Raw genomic sequence first — 24,477 nt, 5'->3', positions numbered from 1 at the left:
GTAATCAACAGCGTCAGCAAAAGCACCAGACCGAAGCCGATACCCAGCTTGCGTTTGACGCTGACATTCCCAAGATTCTCGGCTAACCAACGGTACATGCGACAACTCCCCGACCACAAATTGGACTTATGGGGAGCGTATCGGCCGGGTGATGGCAATCTGTAACACCATTTGTCCGCCATGCCGAGGAAATGATGGGGTCAGGGGTTCGTGAGGAATTGGGTTTGTATTAGGTTTTTTGTGGCGAGGGGATTTATCCCCGATGGGTCGCGCAGCGGCCCCAAAGGCCACAATCGAGGAGTATCAGGCATTCCGCATGCAATGGGTTTGCGACTGCTTCGCAGCCGATCGGGGATAAATCCCCTCGCCACAGGGGTTGGGCATGCTGGGTTTAGAAGAGGCGGGCGAGGAGGGCGGTGACGGCGGTTTCTACGCGCAGGATGCGCTCGCCGAGTTGCACCGGTTGCAGGCCGGATTTGGCCAGCAGATCGATCTCATAGGGAATCCAGCCACCTTCAGGGCCGATGGCGAGGGTCACTGGTTCGCTGAGGGCGCGCGGGCACGGCGGATAATTGCCGGGATGGCCGACCAGACCGAGCGAGCCCTCAGTGATGGCGGGCAGGCGATCTTCAACGAACGGCTTGAAGCGTTTCTCGATGACGATTTCCGGCAATACCGTGTCGCGCGCCTGTTCGAGGCCGAGAATCAGTTGTTCACGGATAGCCGCAGGCTCAAGAAACGGCGTCTGCCAGAAGCTCTTCTCGACCCTATAGCTGTTGACGAGAATCACCTTCGCCACGCCCATGGTCGCCACGGTCTGAAACACCCGGCGGAGCATTTTCGGGCGCGGCAGCGCCAGCACGAGGGTTAGCGGCAATTTCGCCGGTGGCGGCTGATCGAGGGTAACGCGCAATTCAGCTTCACCTGCGTCCAGCCGCAGCAATTCAGCCGAGCCCATCAACCCGTCAATGCGCCCGACGCGCAGGCTGTCACCGACTTCCGAACGGTGAACTTCCTGCATGTGCGTAAGGCGTCGATCACGCAGCACCACACGGTCGGCCGCAATGAAATCGGCTTCTTCGAGCAACAGCAGGTTCATGCCTGGGTCGCTGGCGGCTGGTCGTTGTGGTCGTCGGCCGGGGTTTCTTCCGGACTTTCGCGCTTGCTGATCAAACCACCGAACAGAATGCCGATTTCAAACAGCATCCACATCGGCACGGCCAGCAAGGTCTGCGAGAAGATGTCCGGCGGCGTCAGGATCATGCCGACCACGAAGCAGCCGATGATCACGTACGGGCGGATTTTCTTCAGGTATTTGACGTCGACCACGCCGATCCACACCAGCAGCACCACGGCCACCGGAATCTCGAACGCCACGCCGAAGGCGAAGAACAGCGTCATGACGAAGTCGAGGTAACTGGCGATGTCGGTCATCATTTCCACGCCAGCCGGAGTGGCGGCGGCGAAGAACTTGAAGATCAGCGGGAACACGAAGTAATAGGCGAACGCCATGCCGGTGTAGAACAGCAGGATGCTCGACACCAGCAACGGCACCGCGATGCGCTTCTCATGCTTGTACAGGCCCGGCGCGATAAAGCCCCAGATCTGATGCAGGATCACCGGGATCGCGAGGAACAGCGAGACCATCATCGTCAGTTTCAGCGGCGTCAGGAACGGCGACGACACGTCAGTGGCGATCATCGTCGCGCCGACCGGCAGGTACTGACGCAGCGGCGTCGAGACGAAGGTGTAGATCTGCTGGGTGAAGGCGAACAGCCCGGCGAAGATGATGAAGATCGCCGCCACACAACGCAGCAGGCGGGTGCGCAACTCGGTGAGGTGCGAAACCAGCGGCATGTGCTGGTCGTTTTCGGGGAGATCGCTCATGGGGCTCGCGGCGGCAGAGTAGGGTCGTGAGGCGCTGGTGTGATCGGCGCGGCGGTTGGGGATACGTGTTCAACCGAGGTTTCTGCAGGCGCGGGCAGCGGTTCTGTCGGCGCTACGACGGCAGCAGGTGCAGGTGTCGGAGCAGGTGCAGCAGCGGGTGCCGTCGGCGCATGAATCGTCTGCTGACCCACATGCTCAACAGTCGTCGGCTCTTGCTGAACCGGCGAGAAAATCTTCCGCGCCTCTTGCTCCAGCGACAGAATGTGCTCGTTGTGCAGTTGCCGACGGATCTCGTCGGCACCGATTTCACGTTCAACTTCCTGTTTGATCGCGTTGAAGCTGCGCTTCAGCCGTCCGACCCACAGGCCAGCGGTGCGCGCAGCGCCCGGCAGACGCTCGGGGCCCAGCACCAGCAGGGCGACGAGGCCGACGAGCAGCAGTTCAGAGAAGCTGATACCAAACATTAGTCAGTGCTCACACGTCTTTGCGGATCGGCTCTTCGACTTTCTGCGCCTGCACGTCGATGGTGTGCGGCGGGTTGGCCTGAGCGGTGGCTTGCGGCTGCACCGGTGGTACCGGTTGCGCAGGTGTCACGGTTGGATCAGCGGCAGGTTTTTCGTCGTCGTTCATGGCTTTGCGGAAGCCTTTGATCGACTCGCCAACGTCAGTGCCGAGGTTTTTCAGTTTCTTGGTGCCGAACACCAACACCACGACTACCAGAATGACGATCCAGTGTTTCCAGTCAAAAATGCCCATGTTGCTGTTCCTCTCAAAAAATTGTTCAGGCGGACGGACGCGAGGCTTTCTCGACGTGTCCGGACAGACCGAAGCGACGATCCAGTTCATCGAGCACAGCCTGCGGATGCTGCCCCAGTTGGGCGAGCATGACCATGCTGTGGAACCACAGGTCGGCGGTCTCGTAGATCACATCGCTGCAGTCGCCGCTGATGGCGGCGTCTTTGGCGGCAATAATGGTTTCGACCGACTCTTCGCCGACTTTCTCCAGAATTTTGTTCAAACCCTTGTGGTACAGACTAGCTACATATGAGCTGTCGGCAGCTGCGCCTTTGCGCTCTTCGAGCACTTCGGCCAAGCGGGTCAGGGTGTCACTCATGTTTGTGTCCTGCGGAATAGATGGCGTGCGGGTCTTTGAGAACCGGATCGACGGTTTTCCAGTCGCCGTTTTCGAAGACACGATAAAAACAGCTTTGACGGCCGGTATGGCAAGCGATGTCGCCGATCTGTTCAACCATCAGGATGATCACGTCGGCGTCACAGTCCAGACGCATTTCATGCAGGGTCTGCACATGGCCGGACTCTTCGCCCTTGCGCCACAGCTTGCCACGGGAGCGTGACCAGTAGATGGCACGGTTTTCCGCGGCGGTCAGTTCGAGCGCTTCGCGGTTCATCCAGGCCATCATCAATACACGTCCGGTCTTGTGATCCTGGGCAATCGCCGGCACCAGGCCATCAGCGTCCCATTTGATCTCGTCCAGCCAGTTTTTCATCTTCAATTCCTGACAGAAGCAGCTTCGAGTTGCGAGCTTCACGCTGCAAGTAAAAGCAGTTGCGGTGTGCTTGTAGCTTCAAGCTTGCAGCTCGCAGCTTATAACTTGCAGCTGATTCGTGCTATCGGCGAACGACCAGATACAAGCCGACTGCCACCATGATTCCCGCCGGCCAATGCCCCAATTCGTTTAGCGGGCCACCGATGGCGAGGATCACCCCGCCGGCCAGATGCGCGCAACCGAGCAGGCGCAGGAACCAGTCGTCCTTGCGTTTATGCCACGGTGGCGGCGGGTCGTAGGCGTGCGGTTGGGACATGCGTTCGAGCAGATCGCGGGCCATATTCGCCAGATGCGGCAACTGTTCGAACTGGCTCTGCACGTTGCCGAGCAAGGCTTTCGGGCTGACGCGCTCGCGCATCCAACGCTCGAGGAATGGCTGCGCGGTGTTCCACAGATCCAGATCCGGATACAACTGACGGCCGAGGCCTTCGATGTTCAGCAGGGTCTTTTGCAGCAGTACCAGTTGCGGCTGCACTTCCATATTGAAACGGCGTGCGGTCTGGAACAGGCGCATCAGCACCTGGCCAAATGAAATATCTTTTAACGGTTTTTCGAAGATCGGTTCGCACACGGTACGGATCGCCGCTTCGAATTCGTTGAGTTTGGTCTCCGCCGGCACCCAGCCCGAATCGATGTGCAATTGCGCCACACGCCGGTAGTCACGCTTGAAGAACGCGAACAGGTTGCGCGCCAGATAATCCTGGTCTTCCGGGGTCAGGCTGCCGACGATGCCGCAGTCGATCGCGATGTACTGCGGGCTCCACGGATTGACGGTGCTGACAAAAATGTTGCCCGGGTGCATGTCGGCGTGGAAAAAGCTGTCGCGGAACACCTGGGTGAAGAAGATCTCCACGCCGCGTTCGGCGAGCATTTTCATGTCGGTGCGCTGATCGGCGAGGGTCGCCAGATCCGTCACCTGAATGCCGTAGATGCGCTCCATCACCAGCACTTTCGGCCGGCACCAGTCCCAATAGACTTGCGGCACGTAGAGCAGCGGCGAACCTTCGAAGTTGCGTTTCAACTGGCTGGCGTTGGCCGCCTCGCGCAGCAGGTCGAGTTCGTCATAAATGGTTTTTTCGTAGTCCTGCACCACGTCGACCGGGTGCAGCAGACGCGCGTCGGCCGAGAGCTTTTCAGCGGCGCGGGCGAGGATGAACAGCCACGCCAGATCCTGCGCAATGATCGGTCTCAGGCCCGGGCGGATAACCTTGACCACCACTTCTTCGCCGGTTTTCAACTGCGCGGCATGCACCTGCGCCACCGAAGCCGAGGCCAGTGGCTCAACGTCGAAACGGCTGAACACGTCGCTGATCTTCTTGCCGAGCTGTTCTTCGATCAACTTGATCGACAGCTGTGAATCGAACGGCGGTACGCGATCCTGCAAGCGCATCAGCTCATCGGCGATGTCTTCCGGCAGCAGGTCGCGGCGGGTCGAGAGAATCTGCCCGAACTTGATGAAAATCGGCCCGAGATCCTGCAACGCCAGACGCAAACGCGCGCCCCGGCTCAGATCCAGCGGCTTGCGCGGGAACCAGCGCCACGGCAGCACATAGCGCAGCGCCAGGAGGAACCAGGGCAGCGGCAGATCGAACAGCAGGTCATCGAGACGGTAGCGGATCACGACGCGCTGGATGCGCAACAGACGGCGGACGGCAAGCAGCTTCATGCGTTATCGCTTGGGTCGAGGGATCGGGAAAGGCGCTCGAAACGCGCCTCGAGACGTTCCAGATCAAGTTTGATCCGGTCCAGTTCACTGAACCGCGCTTCGGCTTCGCGCTGCCCGACGAGGGTGCGCGATTCTTCAGCGAGGTATTCGGCGAGGTTCTGGTTGAGGCTGGCAAATCCTTGTTGATACCAGCGCGCGCGGCTGCGCAAGTGACCGCCAATCAGTTGCGTGGCGACCGGGCCGAGCCAGCGCGAGAGTTCGTACTCCCAGTCCAGCTCAAGGTCTTGCAGCACGCCGGCCAGCTCCAGCAGCACGCCGCTGTCGCCATCGAGCTCGACTTCCGGGGCGTGCAGCACCGCGGTCTTGTCTTTGCTCACGGCCAGTTTGATCAGGCTCGAAGCCGGCGCACGCAGGGTGCAGTCGACACCGGTTTCCCAGTGCGAGGCCAGCATCAGACCTTCGTCGCTCGGCAAAATGAACAGTTGCAGCGCCGGGCTGCGGCAGTCGACGGCAATCACTTTGCCGGTCAAATGCGCCAGCCGCGGCAGCGCCGTGCTGTCGAGACGCAGCACCCGGTTGAGGCCGAGTTCAACGCTGGCGAGCAGCCCGGTAAGTAACATCAGGGCTTGATGCCACGGTGCAGGGCGACGATCCCTGCGGTCATGTTGTGATAGGTCACGCGGTCGAAACCGGCGTCGACCATCATCGACTTCAACGTTTCCTGATTCGGGTGCATGCGGATCGATTCGGCCAGGTAGCGATAGCTTTCCGAGTCATTGGTGATCAGCTTGCCCATCAGCGGCATGAAGGCGAACGAGTAGGCGTCGTAGGCTTTCGACATCAGCGCGTTGGTCGGCTTGGAGAATTCCAGCACCAACAGGCGACCGCCAGGCTTGAGCACGCGCAGCATCGAACGCAGCGCGTCTTCTTTGTGCGTCACGTTGCGCAGGCCGAAGGCGATGGTCACGCAGTCGAAATGGTTGTCCGGGAACGGCAGTTTTTCGGCGTCCGCCTGAACGAATTCGACGTTGCCGGCGACACCCAGATCCAGCAGGCGGTCACGACCGACCTTGAGCATGGATTCGTTGATGTCGGCCAAAACCACCTGACCGGTCGGGCCGACCAGGTGCGAGAACTTTTTGGTCAGGTCGCCGGTACCGCCGGCGATGTCCAGCACGCGGTTACCGCTGCGCACGCCCGACAGTTCGATCGCGAAACGCTTCCACAAACGGTGCATGCCGCCCGACAGAAGGTCGTTCATCAGGTCGTACTTGGCGGCTACCGAGTGGAAAACCTCAGCGACTTTTTCCGCTTTCTGGCTTTCCGGAACGTTTTTGAAGCCGAAGTGAGTGGTGGGTTCGGCATCGCTGCCTTTGCGCTGATCAGTCATATCGCTGTCACCAAAAGAGAATGCGCGACATTCTAATCCCCAAGCCATGCTTTGTCTTGGAATGGCTAAAGGTAAGATGGGCAACCTTCGGGACGATTTGCCGCAGCGGCGGTCAAGATTTACCGACACACATTTTTCGCCCCATTCAAAAAGCAGGAGTCAATCAATGGCCAAAATCACTGTTGAGCGTGCCCACAACCTGGGTAAGGAAGCCGCCCGCGAGAAGGCCGACAAGCTGGCGCAAAAACTCTCCGATCAATATGGCCTGGAGCCGCAATGGTCGGGTGACACCCTGAACCTCAAACGCTCGGGCGTGAAAGGCGCGGTGCATGTGGCGGACGATTCGATCAAGGTCGACGTCGAGCTGGGCCTGATGATGTCGGCCATGAGCGGCATGATCAAAGCCGAAATCGAAAAAGCCCTCGATAAAGCCCTGGTCTGATTTTCGCCTGAAATACGATCCCCTGTAGGAGTGAGCCTGCTCGCGATAGCGGTCTGTCAGTCGACATCATTTTTGACTGAAACACCGCTATCGCGAGCAGGCTCACTCCTACATTTGTTTTGTGGTGCTCCCTCTGTTTATGTCAGTTGTTAGGGTGCCGTTTCTAATTTTTCTACCTACTTTGTGCCTGAGCCCGACACTTTCGCGGGCAGTTCCTCAAACCTTCTGCGCGTGAGGTGCACCATGGCCAAAGTAATTTTGAAGAAAAAAATCGACGCTTCGACAACTGCTCTGAGCGACGTCAAATCCTATGCCCGCAAGATCTGGCTGGCAGGCCTGGGTGCCTACGCCAAGGTCGGCCAAGAGGGCAGCGACTACTTTCAAGAGCTGATCAAAGCTGGTCAAACTGTTGAAAAGAAAGGCAAAAAAGCCGTCACCGAAAAACTCGAAGCGGCCAACGCCGAGATCGATGAAGCCAAGGGTGAAGTGAGTTCTTTCAAAGGTCGCGTCGAAGTTCAGCTCGACAAGGTCGAGAAGGCGTTCGACTCCCGTGTAGCAAGCGCCTTGAATCGTATCGGCATTCCGTCTAAACATGACGTTGAGACACTCTCTGCTAAGCTCGATGAGCTGACGGCATTGCTCGAACGCGTCGCGCGTAAATCTTAAGGAGAACGGGATGGCTGGTAAAAAGAACACCGATAAAGAAGGCAGCTCGTGGATCGGGAAAGTCGAAGACTACTCCCGCAAAATCTGGCTGGCTGGTTTAGGCGTGTACTCGAAGATCGACACTGACGGCAGCAAGCTCTTCGATACATTGGTCAAAGACGGCGAGAAAGCCGAGAAGCTCACCAAGTCTGCAGTCGGCAAAAAAGTCGATGCCGCCAAGGATTCCGCTTCGTCGGCCAAGTCGCGCATCAGCGGCGTGAAAGATCGCGCACTGGGCAAGTGGGACGAGCTGGAAGGGGCTTTCGACAAGCGCCTGAACAGCGCGATTTCGCGCCTGGGCGTACCGAGCCGCAATGAAGTCAAAGCGCTCAACAGCAAGGTCGACACACTGACCAAGCAGATCGAAAAACTCACCGGTCTGAAAGCTCAGCCTGTGGCGGCGAAAACGGCTGCGGCGAAACCTGCTGCTAAAACGGCAGCGGCCAAACCTGCTGCTAAAACCGCGGCCAAGCCACTGGTAAAAGCCGCGGCTAAACCTGCAGCAAAAGCAGCGGCCAAGCCGGCAGCGAAAGCCAAAGCCGCCGTTAAACCGGCTGCAAAAACTGCCGCCGCCAAGCCTGCCGCTAAAGCAGCTGCCAAACCGGTTGCCGCTAAGGCCGCTGCGAAACCAGCCGCTAAACCTGCGACAAAAGCAGCAGCCAAACCGGCCGCCAAGCCAGCAGCGAAAACCGCTGCCGCTAAACCGGCTGCCAAGCCTGCGGCCAAACCCGCAGCAGCGAAGAAACCCGCAGTGAAAAAACCGGCCGCGCCGAAAGCCGCAGCGCCGAAGCCAGCAGCACCTGCTGCAGCCAAACCTGTCACCCCGGCAGCTCCGGTAAGCGCGTCGAACTCCGCCGCCGCACCGACTCCAGTGGCAACCCCGACTGCTGCATCGACCCCGTCGACGCCAACCAGTCAGTCCTGATTTTTTCAGGACAAAATAAAACGCCCGGCCTGTGAAGGTCGGGCGTTTTTGTTTGTGTAGATAATCTCAAATCCACTGCATATCCCCTGTGGGAGCGGGCTTGCTCGCGAAGGCGTCGTGTCAGTCACTATTTGATTCGACTGATATACCGCTTTCGCGAGCAAGCCCGCTCCCACAGGGGGATTTGCATCCGCAGAGATAGCTCGGTCAGTCATGGTCTTCAAGGTATTGCAGGGCCATCCGTTCGGTGGCGACCTTCACCGGCGGCAGCAGGTGCGGTGCCACCAACATCATGATCTGGTACACGACCAAACGAACTTCGCCCTCACGATCCAGAATCCGCTGATAATCGAGCGAAAACAGCAGCGTCATGGTGATCTGTTCCACCAACTGCCCCAACGCCTGGGTATCACTGACCAACTGCCCCGCTGCCTTCAACCGCGCCAGCAACGACGCCAGCGTGCGCTTCAGCGCGTTGAGCAGATGACGAATCCCCTTGGCCAGTTTCGGCAACCGTCCGGCCAGGTTCGACAAGTCCTGAAACAGGAACCGATATTGCGCCAACCGCTCCACAATCAAATGCAAAAACAGCCAGTAATCCTCCGGCGCCAGTTCCACATCCGAGGGCGGATCAAGCAGCGGCGCCAGTTCATTCTGGAAGCGTTCGAACAGCCCGAGAATCAGCGGTTCCTTGCCGTGGAAGTGGTAGTAGAGGTTGCCCGGGCTGATGCCCATTTCGTTGGCAACTTCCATGGTGGAGACGTTCGGCTCGCCCTTTTCGTTGAACAGTTGCAAAGCACATTCGAGAATCCGGTCGCGGGTTTTCATCCAGTCTTCTTAGAAAAGTTCGGTTAAGCGTCAGCGCACGCGCACGTAGGTACCGGGCGCTGCCTCCATCGGTGGATAGTTCGGGTTGCCGAGGGTGAACGAGGTTTCGTGCTGCGCGCCGGAGCGTTGCTGTATCCATTCCAGCCATTGCGGCCACCAGCTGCCGTCGACGTGTTTGGCGTCGTAGTACCAGGCGCGCGGGTCGCTGCTCATCTTGGCGTTCTCGACGTACGCGGCTTTCGGGTTGCTCGGCGGGTTGAGAATGCTCTGCACATGGCCGCTGTTGGACAGCACAAAGCGTCGGTCACCACCGAGCAGCAAGGTCGAGCGATACACCGCATCCCACGGCGTGATGTGGTCGTTCATGCCGGCGACGCTGAAGCTGTCGACGGTGACTTTCTGTAAGTCGATCGGCGTGCCGCACACCTCAAGTCCGCCTGGATGGGTCAGTGGGTTGTGCTTGAAGAAGTCCAGCAAGTCACCGTGAAACGCGGCAGGCAGGCGGGTGTTGTCGTTGTTCCAGTAGAGAATGTCGAAGGCCGGCGGCTCCTTGCCCAACAGGTAGTTGTTGACGAAGTAGCTCCAGATCAAATCGTTGGGGCGCATCCACGCGAAGACTTTGGCCATGTCGCGACCGTCGAGCACGCCTTTCTGATAGGAACGACGCTTGGCCGCTTCGAGGGTTTGTTCATCGGCAAACAGCGTGGCCGAGGTTTCGATTTCGCTGTCGAGCAGGCTGACCAGATAGGTCGCACTGGAGACCCGGCGCAGCTGCCGCTTGGCCTGCAAATGTCCTTGCAGGGCGGCGATGGTCAGCCCGCCAGCGCAAGCGCCCATCAGATTGACTTCGCGGGCGCCGGTGATCGCCCGGCAAATATTCATCGCCTCTTCCACGGCTTCGACGTAGGTCGACAGGCCCCATTCGCGATGGCGCACGTCAGGGTTGCGCCAGCTGATCATGAAGGTCTGCAAACCGTTTTTCAGCGCGTACTGGACGAAACTGTTCTGCGGGCTCAGGTCGAAAATGTAGTACTTGTTGATCTGCGGCGGCACCACCAATAGCGGCTTGGCGTACTGCTTTTCGCTCATCGGTTTGTACTGGATCAGCTCGAGCATCTCGTTGCGAAACACCACCGAGCCGGTAGTGGTCGCGACGGTTTTGCCGACTTCAAAAGCCTGCTTGGTCACTTGCCGTGGCAAGCCGTCGTTGTGCAATAAGTCATCGAACAAATGACTGAGACCGCGCACCAGACTGTGGCCGCCGGAGTTGAACAGCTCCTTCACAGCCAGCGGATTGAGCAAGGTGTTCGATGGCGCCACGGCGTCGTTGAGCAGGGTGAAGGCGAAGTGCGCGCGGGCGCGGTCTTCCGGGTTCATGTCGCTTTCGTCGATCCAGCTTTTGACCTGTTTCTGCCAGGCCAGATACGCCTGCAGACTACGCCGGTAAAACGGATTGAGGCTCCACGCCGGGTCAGCGAAACGGCTGTCGTTCGGATTGGTCGGGTGCAGGGTTTCACCGAGCAGGACGCGGCCCAACTGGCCGCCGAGCTTCAAGGCGTGTTTCGCGCTGTGCACCGGGTTACGCAAACCGTGGGCGGCCACGCTGCGCAGGGTCGAGAGCAAGTCGCGACCGCGCAATCCGGTGATCGCACTCTGTGCGTTGATGAACACGGCGGGGCTGGGCACCACGCCCGTCGCTGGTTTGTCGCGCATGACTCAACACTCCTTCGTCTTCAGGCCAAAAACACACTCACCGAACCAGAACACCATAGACGCTGTTACGGGTTGCTGCTTGCGTGGCGTCCTGCCACGAATTGCGGGTAAAGCCCTGCATAAAGCCTGCCGTTGACCTTAGCCGCCGAGCGGTGTCGGGTGCGGGTGCATCACCGCGCGCTGCCGTTCCTCCTGGAGGAATTTCATGATGATCGGCGCCACGGCTTCGGCGCGGGTGATCAGGAACAGGTGGCCGTCATCGATGATGTGCAACTGCGCGTTGGGGATGCGCCAGGCGAGCATGCGCATGTTGATCAACGGGATCAGCGGATCGTCGTCGCCGGCCAGCACCAGCGTCGGCTGATGGATCTTGTGCAGCCAGTGAATGCTCGTCCAGCCGAGGCCGGCGAACAGTTGCCAGTAGTAACCGAGCTTGCCCGCCGAACGCACTTTCGCTGCGTGGCTGGCGGCCAGGGTCGGGTCGCGACGGAACGAGCCGCCATAGATCAGCGGTGCGATGCGAATCACGTGCGAGGGCTGAATGTAGCGCCGTGGGCTGGCCATCATCCACAACACTTTCGGTTTGCCCGGCACCATCACCGCACCGGCAGCGGTCGCCGCCAGCACCAGTTTCTTGCAGCGCTCGGGGTAGTCATAGGCGAACTGTTGCGCGAGCGCACCGCCCCACGACACGCCGATGACGTTGACCTGCCCGTAGTCGAGGTAATCGAGCATCCGCGCCGTCAGTTTGGCCAGACCGGGAAAACGATATGGCCGATTAGGCGTCGAGGAGCCGCCGACACCGGGGACGTCGAAAGCGATCACTTCCAGATCCGGATCCAGCGCCGCGACAAACGGAAACACCAGCTCCAGGTTGGCGCCGATGCCGTTGAAAATCAGCAAGGGCGTCAAGTGAGGCTTGCCGGGGCGTACCGCCGTGCGGAGGGTCTGGCCATCCAGATCGACGGTACGGAATATGAACGGTTGCGGCATGCGTCAGGCCCTTCGGGTTAGAGTGGAGCAGCGACAAGCCGCAAGCTTCAAGCAGAACCTGCTCAGCTTGCGGCTTGTCGCTTGTGGCTTGCCGCTATCTTTCATGTACGTATGTGCCCGGCGAGGCTTCGCCCGCCGGATGTGCCTTGTTGCCCAGTTTCAGCGGGGCCTTTTTCAGGTTGCCCGAGCGCTCGGCCTGCCAGGCCTGCCAGTGCAGCCACCAGGAATCGGTGTGCTTGGTCGAGTTCTCTTGCCAGTCATCGGCATTCGCGGCCATTTCTTCGCCGGTCATGTAGCGCGATTTCGGGTTACCCGGCGGGTTCAGAATGCTCTGGATATGCCCGCTGCTCGACAACACGAACTCCACCTTGCCACCGAACAATTGCGCCGACTTGTAGCAGGACTTCCACGGTGTGATGTGGTCGTTGGTGCCGGCCAGCGAGAAGATATCGGCGGTGACCTGCTTGAGGTCGATCGGCGTGCCGCACACTTCCAGTGCATTCGGGCGGATCAGTGGGTTGTTTTTGAACATCTCGATCAGGTCGCCGTGGAAAGCTGCCGGCAACCTTGTGGTGTCGTTGTTCCAGAACAGGATGTCGAACACCGGCGGCTCGTTGCCGAGCAGGTAGTTGTTGACCCAGTAGTTCCAGATCAGGTCGTTCGGGCGCATCCACGCAAAGACCTTGGCCATGTCTTTACCTTCGAGCACGCCGGCCTGATACGAATGACGCTTGGCGGTCTCCAGGGTCTGCTCGTCGACAAACAGGGCGACGTCGCTGTCCAGCGTCGTGTCGAGCACGCTCACCAGTAGCGTGAGGGAGTTGACCTTCTTCTCGCCGATCGCCGCGTAGTGACCGAGCAGGGCCGTGCAGGTGATGCCGCCGGAGCAGGCGCCGAGCATGTTGATGTCTTTGCTGCCGGTGATTGCGGTGACCACGTCGACCGCTTCTTTCAGCGCATCGATGTACGTCGACAGGCCCCACTCGCGCTGCGCCTTGGTCGGGTTGCGCCAGCTGACGATAAACGTCTGCACGTTATTGCGCAGGCAGAACCGCGCCAGACTCTTGTCCGGGCTGAGGTCGAATACGTAAAACTTGTTGATCTGTGGCGGCACCACCAGCAATGGACGCTCGTGGACTTGCTCGGTGATCGGCTTGTACTGGATCAGCTCCAGCACGTCGTTGCGAAACACCACCGCGCCTTCGGTGACGCCGAGGCTCTTGCCGACCTCGAATGCGCCCATGTTGACCTGGCTCGGCATGCCGCCGTTGTGTACCAGATCCTTGGCCAGATGCGAGAGGCCGTCGAGCAGGCTCTTGCCACCGGTTTCGAAGAAACGTTTGACCGCTGCGGGGTTGGCCGCCGAGTTGGTCGGGGCCATGGCTTCGGTCATCAAGTTGATCACGAAGTGGCCGCGCGCGATGTCTTTCGGTGAGAGGTTGCTGTCATCAATCCAGGAGTGGAGTTCCTTGCGCCACGCCAGATAGGTTTGCAGATAACGTTTGTAGAGCGGGTTCTGGCTCCACGCAGGATCGGCGAAGCGACGGTCATCGCCGGCCGGTTGCAGTTCGGATTTGCCGAACAACACGTTCTTCAGCTCAAGGCCGAAATGGGTGACGTGCTTGACGCTATGGATCGGTTGTTTGATGGCCTGTTTCAGCACCATACGAGCAGAGGCGAGCAGATCCTTTCCACGTAGCCCAACGACAGGATTAAGCCCCAAGGTGTTTTCCGAGGCTTGGTACTTCAAGTCATCGTTATTCTTGTTACTCATCTACGACGCTCCATTGTCCTGAGACGAGTACCCGGTTTTCTGCTGTGCAGTTCCACAGCCAATGCCAGGTACTACTGCTCGGGTGACCGTTAATTCTGCATAGCTGTTTTACAGTCGTAGTGCACTGCAGGGAACTTGCCAGCTCCATTGGTTACCCGAGTTTAATTTTTTTCGCAAGCGGGCCGATCCTCGGCCTCACAGCGGAGCATTCAAACAGATGAAGTTAGAAAATGCCCTCTAAAGAGCGCGAGGCTCGGACTAGAGCATCAGCTTGACGATCGACTCGTCGGGATCGCGGGTTTTTCCGGCAGCTTTGAGCTCGGCGAGATAATCGGCCCAGAGTGCGTCAAATCGTCGCCCCAGCTCGTAGAGGTATTCCCAGGTGAACAGACCGCTGTCGTGACCGTCGTCGAAGGTCAGTTTCAGTGCGTACTGACCGGCCGGTTCTACTTTGCTCAGACCGACGTGAATCTTGCCGAATTGCAGGATTGGATTGCCGTGGCCTTGAACCTCGGCGGAGGGAGAATGCACGCGCAAAAATTCGGCGGGCAGGGTGTATTCCTCGCCGGACGCGTATTTGAGCGTCAGGGTTTTCGAGGCTTTGTGCAGTTTGATGTCGGTAGGAATCATAAAAACAGCCTTGAGCTGCAAGCAACAAGCGGCAAGCTTAACTCAGCTTGCCGCATGTAGCTCGGAGCTTGCCGCTTTACAGAATATAACGGGACAGGTCTTCATTCTCCGCCAATTCGCCGAGGTGGCTGTTGACGTATTCGGCGTCGATCAGAATCGGCTTCTCATCGTGGGTGCTGGCCATGTCGCCGGCGCTGAACGACACCTCTTCGAGCAGACGCTCAAGCAGGGTGTGCAGGCGACGGGCACCGATGTTCTCGGTTTTCTCGTTGACCTGCCAGGCGATCTCGGCGATGCGCTTGATGCCTTCTGGCTGGAACTGAATATTCAGGCCTTCGGTTTTCAGCAGCGCACAGTATTGCTCGGTGAGCGAAGCGTGCGGTTCGCTGAGGATGCGTTCGAAGTCCGACGGGCTCAGCGCTTTCAGTTCAACGCGGATCGGCAGACGACCTTGCAGCTCAGGCACCAGATCGCTCGGCTTGCTCAGGTGGAACGCACCGGACGCGATGAACAGGATGTGGTCGGTTTTGACCATGCCCAGTTTGGTGTTGACGGTGCAGCCTTCGATCAGCGGCAGCAAGTCGCGCTGCACGCCTTCACGGGAGACGTCGGCGCCGCCGACATTGCCACGCTTGGCGACTTTGTCGATTTCGTCGATGAACACGATGCCGTGCTGCTCAACCGCTTCCAGCGCTTTGGCTTTCAGCTCTTCTTCGTTGACCAGACGCCCGGCTTCTTCGTCACACACCAGCTTCAGCGCTTCTTTGACCTTGAGCTTGCGCGACTTCTTCTTGCCCTTGCCCATGTTGGCGAACAACGACTGCAACTGGTTGGTCATTTCTTCCATGCCCGGTGGCGCGGAGATATCGACGCCGGCCACTTCGGCGACTTCAATTTCGATCTCTTTGTCATCCAGCTGACCTTCGCGCAGGCGCTTGCGGAACAGTTGACGGGTGTTGGAATCGGAACTTGGCGCTTCTTCATTGCTGAAGCCCATGCGTGCCGGCGGCAGCAGCGCGTCGAGGATACGATCCTCGGCAGCGTCTTCGGCGCGGTGGCGAACGCGGGTCATTTCCTGCTCGCGGAGCAACTTGAGCGCCGCGTCGGCCAGATCCCGGATGATCGATTCGACGTCACGGCCGACGTAGCCGACTTCGGTGAACTTGGTCGCTTCGACTTTGATGAACGGCGCGTTGGCGAGTTTCGCCAGACGACGGGCGATCTCGGTTTTACCGACACCGGTCGGGCCGATCATCAGGATGTTCTTCGGGGTCACTTCAACGCGCAGCTCTTCAGGCAGCTGCATGCGGCGCCAGCGGTTGCGCAGGGCAATCGCGACGGCGCGCTTGGCATCGTCCTGGCCGATGATGTGGCGGTTGAGTTCGTGGACGATTTCGCGGGGAGTCATGGACATAGTAGTTGACGGTCGTCAAGCAAAAACAAGCCGTGGCACAGGGCCGCGTCAGGCTTATTCAGCGAGATCCTGCTCCTCAATGGTCTGAGTGTGGTTGGTGAATACACAGATGTCGCCGGCGATACCGAGGGCGGTTTCGACGATTTCGCGAGCCGACAGGTCGGTCTTTTTCAGCAGGGCGCTGGCCGCAGCCTGCGCGTAGCCGCCGCCGGAACCCATGGCGATCAGGCCGTCTTCGGGTTCGACCACGTCACCGTTGCCGGTGATGATCAGGGAAGCGTCTTTGTTGGCAACCGCGAGCATCGCTTCGAGGCGGCTCAGGGAGCGGTCGGTGCGCCATTCTTTGGCGAGTTCGACCGCGGCGCGCACCAGGTGGCCCTGATGTTTTTCAAGCTGGCCTTCGAAACGTTCGAAGAGGGTAAAGGCGTCGGCGGTGGCACCGGCAAAACCGGCGATGACCTGGCCGTGGTACAGACGACGAACTTTTTTCGCGTTGCCTTTCATCACGGTATTGCCGAGAGAAACCTGGCCGTCGCCGCCCATGACGACTTTGCCGTGACGGCGGACTGAAACGATGGTGGTCAAGGGAAGAGTCTCCACACAGCGGGGCGAAAGTGCCTTATGCCCATTCATATGGGGGTGCTGGAGAGGATTTCAAGCATAGCGCGGGAGAGGAGACGAGCGGTGACCAATTGTAGGAGCTGCCGAAGGCTGCGATCTTTTGATCCTGATCTGAAAGCAAAATCAAAAGATCGCAGCCTTCGGCAGCTCCTACAGGAGGTTTGCCTCGCCTGTGGGAGCGGTTTTCTACGGAGGGTCAGCGGCTCTGGCGTTGTTGTAACAACAGATTGCTAAAACCGCTGCCCGCCAGTTGTTTCTGCGCTGTGGTCAGTTGTTCGCGGTTGCTGAACGGGCCGACCAGCACGCGGTACCAGGTTTCATCTTTCACCGTGCCCGATTCAACCGCGACCGCCTGGCCGAGCAGGATGATCTGCGCACGCACTTTGTCCGCGTCCGCCTCTTTGCGGAACGAACCGGCCTGGAGGAAGAACTTGGTCACGGGCGCCGCTTTCACCGGTGGTGCCGGTGGCGGGGTGATCCCGGCCAGCGCCGCCTGAGCACGCGCAGTGTCGATTTTCGCCGCTTCCGCCGGGGTCACCGGAGTGGTCGGCACTTGTGGCGTCGGCAGGGTTTTCTCCGGCACGGCGTCGGGCGGCACGATCACTTCCGATTCCGGCAGCAGGGTGTAGAAGTCGTACTTCGGCTTCACAGGCTGGGTCGGGCTCGGCGGGGTCTTGTTGGCCTCGGCGATCTTCGACGCTTTCTGCTGTTGCGCCTGTTCGACCTTCTCACGCTTGACCGTGTCGCTGCCCTTGCCCGGCTCCAGCTTCATCAGAAACACGATGAACGCGCCGACCGTCAGGCCGATGGCCATCCACAGCCAACCCGGAATCGGTTGCTTCGCAGGAGCTTGGTAACGGCTGGCGCCACGCTTGGGTGCAGGTTTTTTCTTGGCAGCCAACTTACATACGCTCCAGAGTTTCCAGACCCAACAGCTCCAGGCCTTGCTTGAGGGTGCGACCGGTCAGTGCGGCCAGACGCAGACGGCTCTGCATCTGGGCCGGCGTTTCGGCGGCGAGGATCGGGCAGTTCTCGTAGAAGCTGGAGAACAGACCGGCAACGTCATACAGATAAGTGCAGAGAATGTGCGGCGTGCCTTTGTCGGACACGTTGTTCAGCACTTCGCCGAACTGCGCCAGTTTCGCCGCCAGCTCGAGTTCGTGCTCGGCTTCGAGAACGATCTGTCCGTCGACTTCGCTGAAGTCCTTGCCCAGCTTGCGGAACACACCGGCGACGCGGGTGTAAGCGTAAAGCAGGTACGGCGCGGTGTTGCCTTCGAAGTTCAGCATCAGGTCGAAGTTGAAGCTGTAGTCGCTGGTGCGGTGCTTCGACAGGTCGGCGTATTTCACCGCGCCGATGCCGACGACTTTGGCGATGTTGCGCAGTTCGTCCTCGGCCAGTGTCGGGTTCTTCTCTTTAACCAGGTTGTAGGCACGTTCCTGCGCTTCGGTCAGCAGGTCGATCAGCTTCACGGTGCCGCCGTCACGGGTCTTGAACGGACGGCCATCGGCGCCGTTCATGGTGCCAAAGCCCATGTGTTCCATCTCCATCGGATGGGTTACAAAACCGGCCTTGCGCGCCACGGCGAACACTTGCTGGAAGTGCAGGGCCTGACGCTGATCGACGAAGTACAGCGCGCGATCGGCTTTCAGTTTGCCACTGCGATAGCGCACGGCCGCCAAGTCAGTGGTGGCATAGAGGTAACCGCCGTCAGCCTTGACGATGATCACCGGCAGCGGGTCGCCGTCGGCGTTCTTGAACTCGTCGAGGAACACGCACTGGGCGCCGTTGCTCTCGACCAGCATGCCAGCGGCTTTCAAGTCGTTGACCACGTTGATCAGGTCGTCGTTGTAGGCGCTTTCGCCCATCACGTCGGCCATGGTCAGTTTGACGTTGAGCAGTTCGTAGATTTTCTGGCAATGCGACAGCGAGATGTCCTTGAACTTCGTCCACAGCGCCAGGCAATCAGCATCGCCGGCCTGCAGCTTGACCACCAGGCCACGGGCGCGGTCGGCGAATTCTTCGGATTCATCGAAACGTTGTTTGGCGGCGCGGTAGAAGTTTTCCAGATCCGACAGCTCGTCGCTGGTGATCGGGTTTTCCTGCAGATACGCCATCAGCATGCCGAACTGGGTGCCCCAGTCGCCGACGTGGTTCTGACGGATCACTTCGTCGCCGAGGAATTCGAGGACGCGGGCCACGCCGTCGCCGATGATGGTCGAGCGCAAGTGGCCGACGTGCATCTCTTTGGCCAGGTTCGGTGCCGACAGGTCGACCACGGTGCGTTGTGCCGGGCCGGCCTTGCGCACGCCAACTTGGGCATCGGCGAGCGCGGCGTCGAGACGCGAGGCCAAAGCCTGGGTGTTCTGGAAGAAGTTGATGAAGCCCGGGCCAGCGATTTCGGCTTTGGTGACGTTTTCGTCAGCCGGCAGCGCGGCGATGATTTTTTCCGCCAGATCGCGCGGCTTCATGCCCGCAGGCTTGGCCAGCATCATCGCGATGTTGCTAGCGAAATCGCCGTGGGTCTTGTCACGGGCGTTCTCCACCTGAATCGCCGGCGACAGGCCTTCAGGCAACACACCTTCGTTGACGAGTTGGGTGAGGGCTTGTTGGATCAGCTGGCGAATGGTGTCTTTCATGGTCTTCTCTTTCGACCGCAAGCGCGGCGGCGCATCGATGCGCGGGTGGAAAAACTGGGCATTATCCGTTGCGAAGACGGGCTTGCCAACCTTAGCAGGCAGGATGTGGATATGTGGTGACATTAAAAGCAAAAGATCGCAGCCTGCGGCAGCTCCTACACGGGGATCTGGGTTTTCCTGTAGGAGCTGCCGAAGGCTGCGATCTTTAGATCTTCAATACAAATCGACAGGATCGACATCCAAGGACCAGCGCACCGCCCGTCCACTCGGCATCTGCTCCAGCGCCAACAGCCAACTGGTCAGCAACCGATGCAGCGGCGCCCGCGCGTTCGCCTGCAGCAACAGCTGCGCACGATAACGCCCGGCCCGTCGCTCCATCGGCGCCGGCACTGGCCCGAGCAATTCAATCCCGCTCAGATTCTGCTCCGCCAGCAAGCGCTCCGCCTCGCTGCACGCCTCATCGAGAAACCCTTCCGCCTGCCCCGGTTTGTGCGCCTCAGCGCGCAACAGCGCCAGATGTGCAAACGGCGGCAGCCCGGCCGCCCGGCGCTCGCTCAAAGCCTGCTCGGCAAAGGCGAAATAACCCTGCTCGGTGAGTTGCACCAATAAAGGATGATCGGCCAGATGCGTCTGAATAATCACCTTGCCCGGCTCTTCCGCTCGCCCGGCGCGCCCGGCCACTTGAACAATCAACTGCGCCATGCGCTCGCTGGCGCGGAAGTCGCCGGAGAACAGCCCGCCGTCGGCATCGAGGATCGACACCAGCGTCACCCGTGGAAAGTGGTGACCCTTGGCGAGCATCTGTGTGCCGACCAGAATGCACGGCTGGCCCTTCTGAATCGTCGCGAACAGCTGATTCATCGCGTCCTTGCGCGAGGTGCTGTCGCGGTCGACGCGCAGCACCGGATAGTCGGGAAACAGAATCGCCAGCCGTTCCTCGGCGCGCTCGGTGCCGGCGCCCACCGGACGCAAATCGACCTTGTTGCACTTCGGACACTGGCGCGGCGTGCGCTCGACGTAGCCGCAATGGTGGCAGCGCAACTCGCCATAACGCTGATGCACGGTCATCCGTGCATCACAACGCGAACACTCGGACATCCAGCCGCAATCGTGGCACAGCAATGTTGGGGCAAAGCCGCGACGGTTGAGGAACACCAGCACCTGTTGGCCGTTGGCGAGTGTCTGGCCGATCGCTTGTTGCATCGGCCCGGAAATCCCGCTGTCGAGTGGACGGCTTTTTACATCCAGGCGTAGGAAACGTGGCTGCTTGGCGCCACCGGCGCGCTCATTCAGGCGTAGGAGGCCGTAACGTCCGGTGTAGGCGTTGTGCAGACTTTCCAGCGAAGGCGTGGCGGAGCCGAGCACGATCGGGATGTTTTCCTGCCGCGCACGCACCAGCGCCAGATCGCGGGCGTGGTAGCGCAAACCTTCCTGCTGTTTATAAGAGCCGTCGTGCTCCTCGTCGATGATGATCAGGCCGGGATTTTTCATCGGCGTGAACAGCGCCGAACGGGTGCCGATAATAATGTCGGCCTCGCCATCACGGGCGGCGAGCCAGGCTTCGAGACGCTCGCGATCATTGACCGCCGAGTGCAACAGGGCGATGCGCGCGTTGAAGCGTTGCTCGAAGCGCGCCAGGGTCTGCGGGCCGAGGTTGATCTCCGGGATCAGCACCAGTGCCTGCTTGCCGGCTTCGAGGGTTTCGCGAATCAACTGTAAATAGACTTCGGTCTTGCCGCTGCCGGTGACGCCGGCCAGCAGAAAGGCGTGATAACTGTCGAAACCGGCGCGAATCGCTTCGTACGCGGCGCGTTGCTCGCTGTTCAGCGGCAGCTCCGGTTGCGCCAGCCAGTGTTCATGGCGCAAGCCCGGTGCATGACGGCGGATCTCGACTTGCACCAGACCTTTGGCCAGCAGCAGGTCGAGGCTGTCTTTGCTCAGCATCAGTTTGCTCAGCAACTGATGGGCGACGCCGTGCGGGTGCTGGGCCAATGTGGCGAGCGCTTCACGCTGACGCGGCGCGCGGGCGATACGCGGATCATCAAGGCTGGCACCGGGGGCGGCTGACCAGAAACGTTCCTGACGCGCCTCGGCCAGTTCGCCCTGACGCAACAGCACCGGCAGCGCCCAGCTCAAGGTGTCGCCGAGGCTGTGCTGATAATACTGCGACGTCCACAGGCACAGCTTGAACAGCGCTGGCGGTAGCGGCGGCGTCGTGTCGAGCAGGGCCAGCGCCGGTTTGAGTTTCTCCACCGGCACTTCGCTGGTGTCGGTGACTTCGACCAGAATGCCGATCATCTCGCGTCGGCCAAACGGCACGCGCAAACGCATGCCCGGCTGCAATTGCTCGCGCAGCACGCCGGCCGGCGCTCGATAATCGAACAGGCGGCGCAGGGGCGAAGGCAAGGCGAGGCGCAGAATGGCGTCGGGCACGCGGGGGGATCTCTATCAACACAAGGGCTAGGCACATAACCCTGTAGGAGTGAGCCTGCTCGCGATCGCGGGGTATCAGACGACATAAATGTTGAATGACACACCGCGATCGCGAGCAGGCTCACTCCTACAAGGGAATCGCGTATTGGGTCGGGAGCCTAGCAGACGGTCGGTCTCGGTGACAGCTTGCGTGATTTAAAAGGTCTGGTAGAATCCGCGGCCTAATTACGTGCGGTATTCAACAATAGTGTTGGATGGCGGCACGCAGCCTGAGGAAGACATCATGAAAGCTGATATTCATCCAACATACGAAGTCACCGCAGTTACCTGCAGCTGTGGCAACAAGTTCGAAACTCGTTCGAACCTGGCCAAGCCTCTGGCGATCGACGTTTGCAACGAATGCCACCCGTTCTACACCGGTAAGCAAAAGACTCTGGACACTGGCGGCCGCGTTCAGCGCTTCGCAGACCGTTTCGGTGCTTTCGGCAAGAAGCCTGCTGCTGCAGAGTAAAGTTGAAAGGCCCGATGGGCTTTTCCTCATTGCTGAAAAAGGCGTCCCTTGTGGGCGCCTTTTTTGTGTCTGCGATTTGGCTGTCCGCCGCGCAGGCGTTCTGCCCCACGCCCATAGGGCTGACCCGCGTCACGGTGCAGCGCGTGGTCGATGGCGACACCGTGCGCCTGAGCGACGGGCGCAGTGTGCGGATGATCGGCCTCAATACACCTGAGCTGGGCAAGCAGGGCCGCAGTGACGAGCCGTTCGCGGTGGCGGCGCGCAAACGTCTGGAATCATTGGTGGTCGACAGCAATGGACAGCTCGGTTTGCGTCTCGGCAAGCAGACGAAAGACCACTACGGCCGCACGCTCGCGCACCTCTACAGCGCCAGCGGCGCCAATCTTGAAGCGCAGATGCTCGCCGATGGCCTCGGCTTTCAGGTCGCGGTCGCGCCCAATATCGATTTAGTCACGTGTCAGCACGCCGCCGAGCGCAGTGCGCGACAGGCTGGCCGGGGTCTCTGGCGGCAGTCGCCGGTGCTGAAAGCGGCGCAGATCCAGCGTTCCGGTTTCGCCGTGGTCAGTGGCCGTGTGAGCAAGGTTCAGCGCAATCGTGGCGGAACCTGGATCGAGTTGCAGGGTGCGCTTGTATTGCGCGTTGCACCCAATCTGGTCGGACAATTCGACAATGCCCGATTGCAGGCGTTGAAGGGCAAGCAGATCGAGGCGCGCGGCTGGATTGTCGATCGATCACGGCGCGGCGGTTTGAAACAAGGTCAGCCACGTTGGCTACTTCCGCTGACAGATCCTGCAATGTTGCAAAGCGCTCGCTGAAATAAAATTGTAGACATTTTTTCTGTCGATTGTGAACAGTCCAGCCCTTGTGCGCCGTGGCTCTTGGCCCAAAGTCGTAGGGCAGGGCGCTTGACAGGGGTGACCGCTCAGTCTTGTGGGGACTTTGCGAGGCGCGTATCCTCGCTGACCAGTCTGTCCAACAGTAAAAAGCGGAATGCCAAAATGTCTGATCTGAAAACTGCCGCTCTCGAATATCATGCCAATCCTCGTCCAGGGAAGCTGAGTGTCGAGCTCACCAAGGCCACTGCTACCGCTCGCGACTTGTCGCTGGCTTATAGCCCCGGCGTAGCTGAACCAGTGCGTGAGATCGCTCGCGATCCTGAACTGGCCTACAAATACACCGGCAAGGGCAACCTGGTTGCAGTCATTTCCGATGGCACCGCGATTCTCGGCCTGGGTAACCTCGGCCCATTGGCGTCCAAGCCAGTGATGGAAGGTAAAGGCGTACTGTTCAAGCGCTTCGCCGGCATCGACGTTTTCGACATCGAAGTCGACTCCGAAAGCCCGCAAGCCTTCATCGACACCGTAAAACGCATCTCCATCACTTTCGGTGGCATCAACCTGGAAGACATCAAGGCACCAGAGTGCTTTGAGATCGAACGTGCTCTGATCGAGCAGTGCGACATTCCGGTATTCCACGATGACCAGCACGGCACCGCGATCGTGACCGCTGCCGGCATGATCAACGCCCTGGAAATCGCCGGCAAAACCCTGCCAGACGCCAAGATCGTCTGCCTGGGTGCCGGCGCTGCCGCCATCTCCTGCATGAAACTGCTGGTGAGCATGGGCGCTCGCATCGAAAACATCTTCATGGTTGACCGTACCGGCGTGATCCACTCCGGCCGTGACGACCTGAACCAGTACAAAGCAGTATTCGCTCACGCCACCGAGAAGCGCAGCCTGGCTGACGCTCTGCAAGGCGCTGACGTGTTCGTTGGCCTGTCCGGCCCGAACCTGCTGAGCCCTGAAGGCCTGCTGTCGATGGCGGCCAACCCGATCGTGTTCGCGTGCTCGAACCCGGATCCGGAAATCTCCCCGGAACTGGCACACGCCACCCGTAACGACGTGATCATGGCGACCGGTCGTTCGGACTACCCGAACCAGGTCAACAACGTATTGGGCTTCCCGTTCATCTTCCGTGGTGCCCTGGACGTTCGCGCCAAGCGCATCAACGAAGAAATGAAAGTGGCTGCGGCCAACGCCCTGCGTGAACTGGCCAAACTGCCTGTTCCACAGGACGTGTGCGATGCCTACGGCGGTGCTCCGCTGGAATTCGGTCGTGAGTACATCATTCCGAAGCCAATGGACAAGCGCCTGATCACCCTGATCTCCGACGCTGTGGCTAAAGCCGCGATCGAGACTGGTGTGGCAACCCTGCCGTATCCGAAGAACTACCCGCTGAAAAGCGTGGATGACGTGTTCAACGGCTAAGCCGTTTTAACGCCTCAACCGAAAGCCCTGGCTCGTGAGAGTCGGGGCTTTTTATTGTCTGGAGATCAAGA

General features: G+C 59.8%; 25 protein-coding genes. 6 read left to right on the top strand and 19 right to left on the bottom strand.

The window, feature by feature from the left end:
- Positions 1 to 391 precede the first annotated feature (391 nt).
- From ACZZ0D_RS22270 to ubiE, 9 genes are all read right to left on the bottom strand, one after another.
- Positions 392 to 1,099 (bottom strand): 16S rRNA (uracil(1498)-N(3))-methyltransferase, encoded by a 708-nt coding sequence (locus ACZZ0D_RS22270; protein WP_463554308.1) that lies wholly within the window; start codon positions 1,097 to 1,099, stop codon positions 392 to 394.
- Positions 1,096 to 1,887, bottom strand: a complete 792-nt coding sequence (tatC, locus tag ACZZ0D_RS22265) for a twin-arginine translocase subunit TatC (RefSeq protein ID WP_463554307.1) — start codon at positions 1,885 to 1,887, stop codon at positions 1,096 to 1,098. The genes ACZZ0D_RS22270 and tatC overlap by 4 nt, the downstream gene beginning before the upstream one ends.
- A complete protein-coding gene (gene tatB, locus ACZZ0D_RS22260; RefSeq protein WP_463554306.1) occupies positions 1,884 to 2,351 on the bottom strand; it encodes a Sec-independent protein translocase protein TatB in 468 nt (155 codons plus the stop codon). Before tatB ends, tatC begins: the two co-directional genes overlap by 4 nt.
- A 10-nt stretch (positions 2,352 to 2,361) precedes the next feature.
- A complete protein-coding gene (locus ACZZ0D_RS22255; protein ID WP_003220847.1) occupies positions 2,362 to 2,643 on the bottom strand; it encodes a twin-arginine translocase TatA/TatE family subunit in 282 nt (93 codons plus the stop codon).
- Between the two features lie 25 nt (positions 2,644 to 2,668).
- A complete protein-coding gene (locus ACZZ0D_RS22250) occupies positions 2,669 to 3,001 on the bottom strand; it encodes a phosphoribosyl-ATP diphosphatase (protein ID WP_007909355.1) in 333 nt (110 codons plus the stop codon).
- Positions 2,994 to 3,395: a phosphoribosyl-AMP cyclohydrolase gene (gene hisI, locus ACZZ0D_RS22245; RefSeq protein WP_007909357.1), complete on the bottom strand. Its 402-nt coding sequence runs from the start codon at positions 3,393 to 3,395 to the stop codon at positions 2,994 to 2,996. Before hisI ends, ACZZ0D_RS22250 begins: the two co-directional genes overlap by 8 nt.
- A 121-nt stretch (positions 3,396 to 3,516) precedes the next feature.
- Complete coding sequence (gene ubiB, locus ACZZ0D_RS22240) at positions 3,517 to 5,121, bottom strand: ubiquinone biosynthesis regulatory protein kinase UbiB (protein WP_159811612.1); 1,605 nt, start codon at positions 5,119 to 5,121, stop codon at positions 3,517 to 3,519.
- Positions 5,118 to 5,741, bottom strand: coding sequence for a ubiquinone biosynthesis accessory factor UbiJ (locus ACZZ0D_RS22235; RefSeq protein WP_064117077.1), 624 nt, complete (start codon positions 5,739 to 5,741; stop codon positions 5,118 to 5,120). Before ACZZ0D_RS22235 ends, ubiB begins: the two co-directional genes overlap by 4 nt.
- The gene (gene ubiE / locus ACZZ0D_RS22230; protein ID WP_008080626.1) at positions 5,741 to 6,511 is read right to left on the bottom strand and encodes a bifunctional demethylmenaquinone methyltransferase/2-methoxy-6-polyprenyl-1,4-benzoquinol methylase UbiE; all 771 of its coding nucleotides are present in this window, start codon (positions 6,509 to 6,511) and stop codon (positions 5,741 to 5,743) included. Before ubiE ends, ACZZ0D_RS22235 begins: the two co-directional genes overlap by 1 nt.
- A 166-nt stretch (positions 6,512 to 6,677) precedes the next feature.
- Here ubiE and ACZZ0D_RS22225 point away from each other — a divergent pair, with 166 nt between their 5' ends.
- The 3 genes from ACZZ0D_RS22225 to ACZZ0D_RS22215 all read left to right on the top strand — a co-directional run bounded on the left by ACZZ0D_RS22225 (position 6,678) and on the right by ACZZ0D_RS22215 (position 8,583).
- Positions 6,678 to 6,953, top strand: coding sequence for a polyhydroxyalkanoic acid system family protein (locus ACZZ0D_RS22225; protein WP_038360037.1), 276 nt, complete (start codon positions 6,678 to 6,680; stop codon positions 6,951 to 6,953).
- A 243-nt stretch (positions 6,954 to 7,196) separates the two neighbouring features.
- Complete coding sequence (locus tag ACZZ0D_RS22220; RefSeq protein WP_008080629.1) at positions 7,197 to 7,619, top strand: phasin family protein; 423 nt, start codon at positions 7,197 to 7,199, stop codon at positions 7,617 to 7,619.
- Between the two features lie 10 nt (positions 7,620 to 7,629).
- Positions 7,630 to 8,583 (top strand): phasin family protein, encoded by a 954-nt coding sequence (locus ACZZ0D_RS22215; RefSeq protein ID WP_463554305.1) that lies wholly within the window; start codon positions 7,630 to 7,632, stop codon positions 8,581 to 8,583.
- A gap of 207 nt (positions 8,584 to 8,790) precedes the next feature.
- On the opposite strand, the gene ACZZ0D_RS22210 is transcribed toward ACZZ0D_RS22215, so the two are convergent.
- The 10 genes from ACZZ0D_RS22210 to ACZZ0D_RS22165 form a co-directional block, all read right to left on the bottom strand.
- Positions 8,791 to 9,411 carry a TetR/AcrR family transcriptional regulator gene (locus tag ACZZ0D_RS22210; protein WP_038360043.1) on the bottom strand — a complete coding sequence of 207 codons (621 nt, stop codon included), beginning with the start codon at positions 9,409 to 9,411 and terminating at the stop codon, positions 8,791 to 8,793.
- A 30-nt stretch (positions 9,412 to 9,441) separates the two neighbouring features.
- Positions 9,442 to 11,124, bottom strand: coding sequence for a class II poly(R)-hydroxyalkanoic acid synthase (phaC, locus tag ACZZ0D_RS22205; RefSeq protein WP_053116635.1), 1,683 nt, complete (start codon positions 11,122 to 11,124; stop codon positions 9,442 to 9,444).
- A 138-nt stretch (positions 11,125 to 11,262) separates the two neighbouring features.
- Positions 11,263 to 12,117: a poly(3-hydroxyalkanoate) depolymerase gene (gene phaZ, locus ACZZ0D_RS22200; protein ID WP_007909378.1), complete on the bottom strand. Its 855-nt coding sequence runs from the start codon at positions 12,115 to 12,117 to the stop codon at positions 11,263 to 11,265.
- 94 nt (positions 12,118 to 12,211) lie between these two features.
- Positions 12,212 to 13,891, bottom strand: coding sequence for a class II poly(R)-hydroxyalkanoic acid synthase (phaC, locus tag ACZZ0D_RS22195; RefSeq protein WP_159811616.1), 1,680 nt, complete (start codon positions 13,889 to 13,891; stop codon positions 12,212 to 12,214).
- A gap of 258 nt (positions 13,892 to 14,149) precedes the next feature.
- Positions 14,150 to 14,521 carry a gamma-butyrobetaine hydroxylase family protein gene (locus ACZZ0D_RS22190; RefSeq protein WP_282354893.1) on the bottom strand — a complete coding sequence of 124 codons (372 nt, stop codon included), beginning with the start codon at positions 14,519 to 14,521 and terminating at the stop codon, positions 14,150 to 14,152.
- 76 nt (positions 14,522 to 14,597) lie between these two features.
- The gene (gene hslU, locus ACZZ0D_RS22185) at positions 14,598 to 15,935 is read right to left on the bottom strand and encodes an ATP-dependent protease ATPase subunit HslU (protein ID WP_463554304.1); all 1,338 of its coding nucleotides are present in this window, start codon (positions 15,933 to 15,935) and stop codon (positions 14,598 to 14,600) included.
- 54 nt (positions 15,936 to 15,989) lie between these two features.
- Positions 15,990 to 16,520 carry an ATP-dependent protease subunit HslV gene (hslV, locus tag ACZZ0D_RS22180; RefSeq protein ID WP_016984593.1) on the bottom strand — a complete coding sequence of 177 codons (531 nt, stop codon included), beginning with the start codon at positions 16,518 to 16,520 and terminating at the stop codon, positions 15,990 to 15,992.
- A gap of 232 nt (positions 16,521 to 16,752) precedes the next feature.
- Entirely contained in the window at positions 16,753 to 17,457 is a 705-nt protein-coding gene (locus ACZZ0D_RS22175; RefSeq protein ID WP_159811618.1) for an SPOR domain-containing protein, read from the bottom strand.
- Between the two features lies 1 nt (position 17,458).
- The gene (gene argS / locus ACZZ0D_RS22170) at positions 17,459 to 19,195 is read right to left on the bottom strand and encodes an arginine--tRNA ligase (protein WP_463554303.1); all 1,737 of its coding nucleotides are present in this window, start codon (positions 19,193 to 19,195) and stop codon (positions 17,459 to 17,461) included.
- 213 nt (positions 19,196 to 19,408) lie between these two features.
- On the bottom strand, positions 19,409 to 21,628 hold the full coding sequence (locus ACZZ0D_RS22165; protein WP_401243519.1) for a primosomal protein N': 2,220 nt from the start codon (positions 21,626 to 21,628) through the stop codon (positions 19,409 to 19,411).
- A gap of 283 nt (positions 21,629 to 21,911) precedes the next feature.
- Here ACZZ0D_RS22165 and rpmE point away from each other — a divergent pair, with 283 nt between their 5' ends.
- The 3 genes from rpmE (at position 21,912) to ACZZ0D_RS22150 (ending at position 24,406) form a co-directional block, all read left to right on the top strand.
- The gene (gene rpmE, locus ACZZ0D_RS22160) at positions 21,912 to 22,139 is read left to right on the top strand and encodes a 50S ribosomal protein L31 (RefSeq protein WP_053116643.1); all 228 of its coding nucleotides are present in this window, start codon (positions 21,912 to 21,914) and stop codon (positions 22,137 to 22,139) included.
- Positions 22,140 to 22,153: 14 nt separating this feature from the next.
- Positions 22,154 to 22,954 carry a thermonuclease family protein gene (locus ACZZ0D_RS22155; RefSeq protein ID WP_463554302.1) on the top strand — a complete coding sequence of 267 codons (801 nt, stop codon included), beginning with the start codon at positions 22,154 to 22,156 and terminating at the stop codon, positions 22,952 to 22,954.
- 183 nt (positions 22,955 to 23,137) lie between these two features.
- Positions 23,138 to 24,406 (top strand): malic enzyme-like NAD(P)-binding protein, encoded by a 1,269-nt coding sequence (locus ACZZ0D_RS22150; protein ID WP_159811621.1) that lies wholly within the window; start codon positions 23,138 to 23,140, stop codon positions 24,404 to 24,406.
- The last annotated feature ends 71 nt before the right edge of the window (positions 24,407 to 24,477 follow it).

This window comes from Pseudomonas sp. AC193 (assembly GCF_979258075.1).
This window is presented reverse-complemented; position numbering and strand designations above follow the sequence as displayed.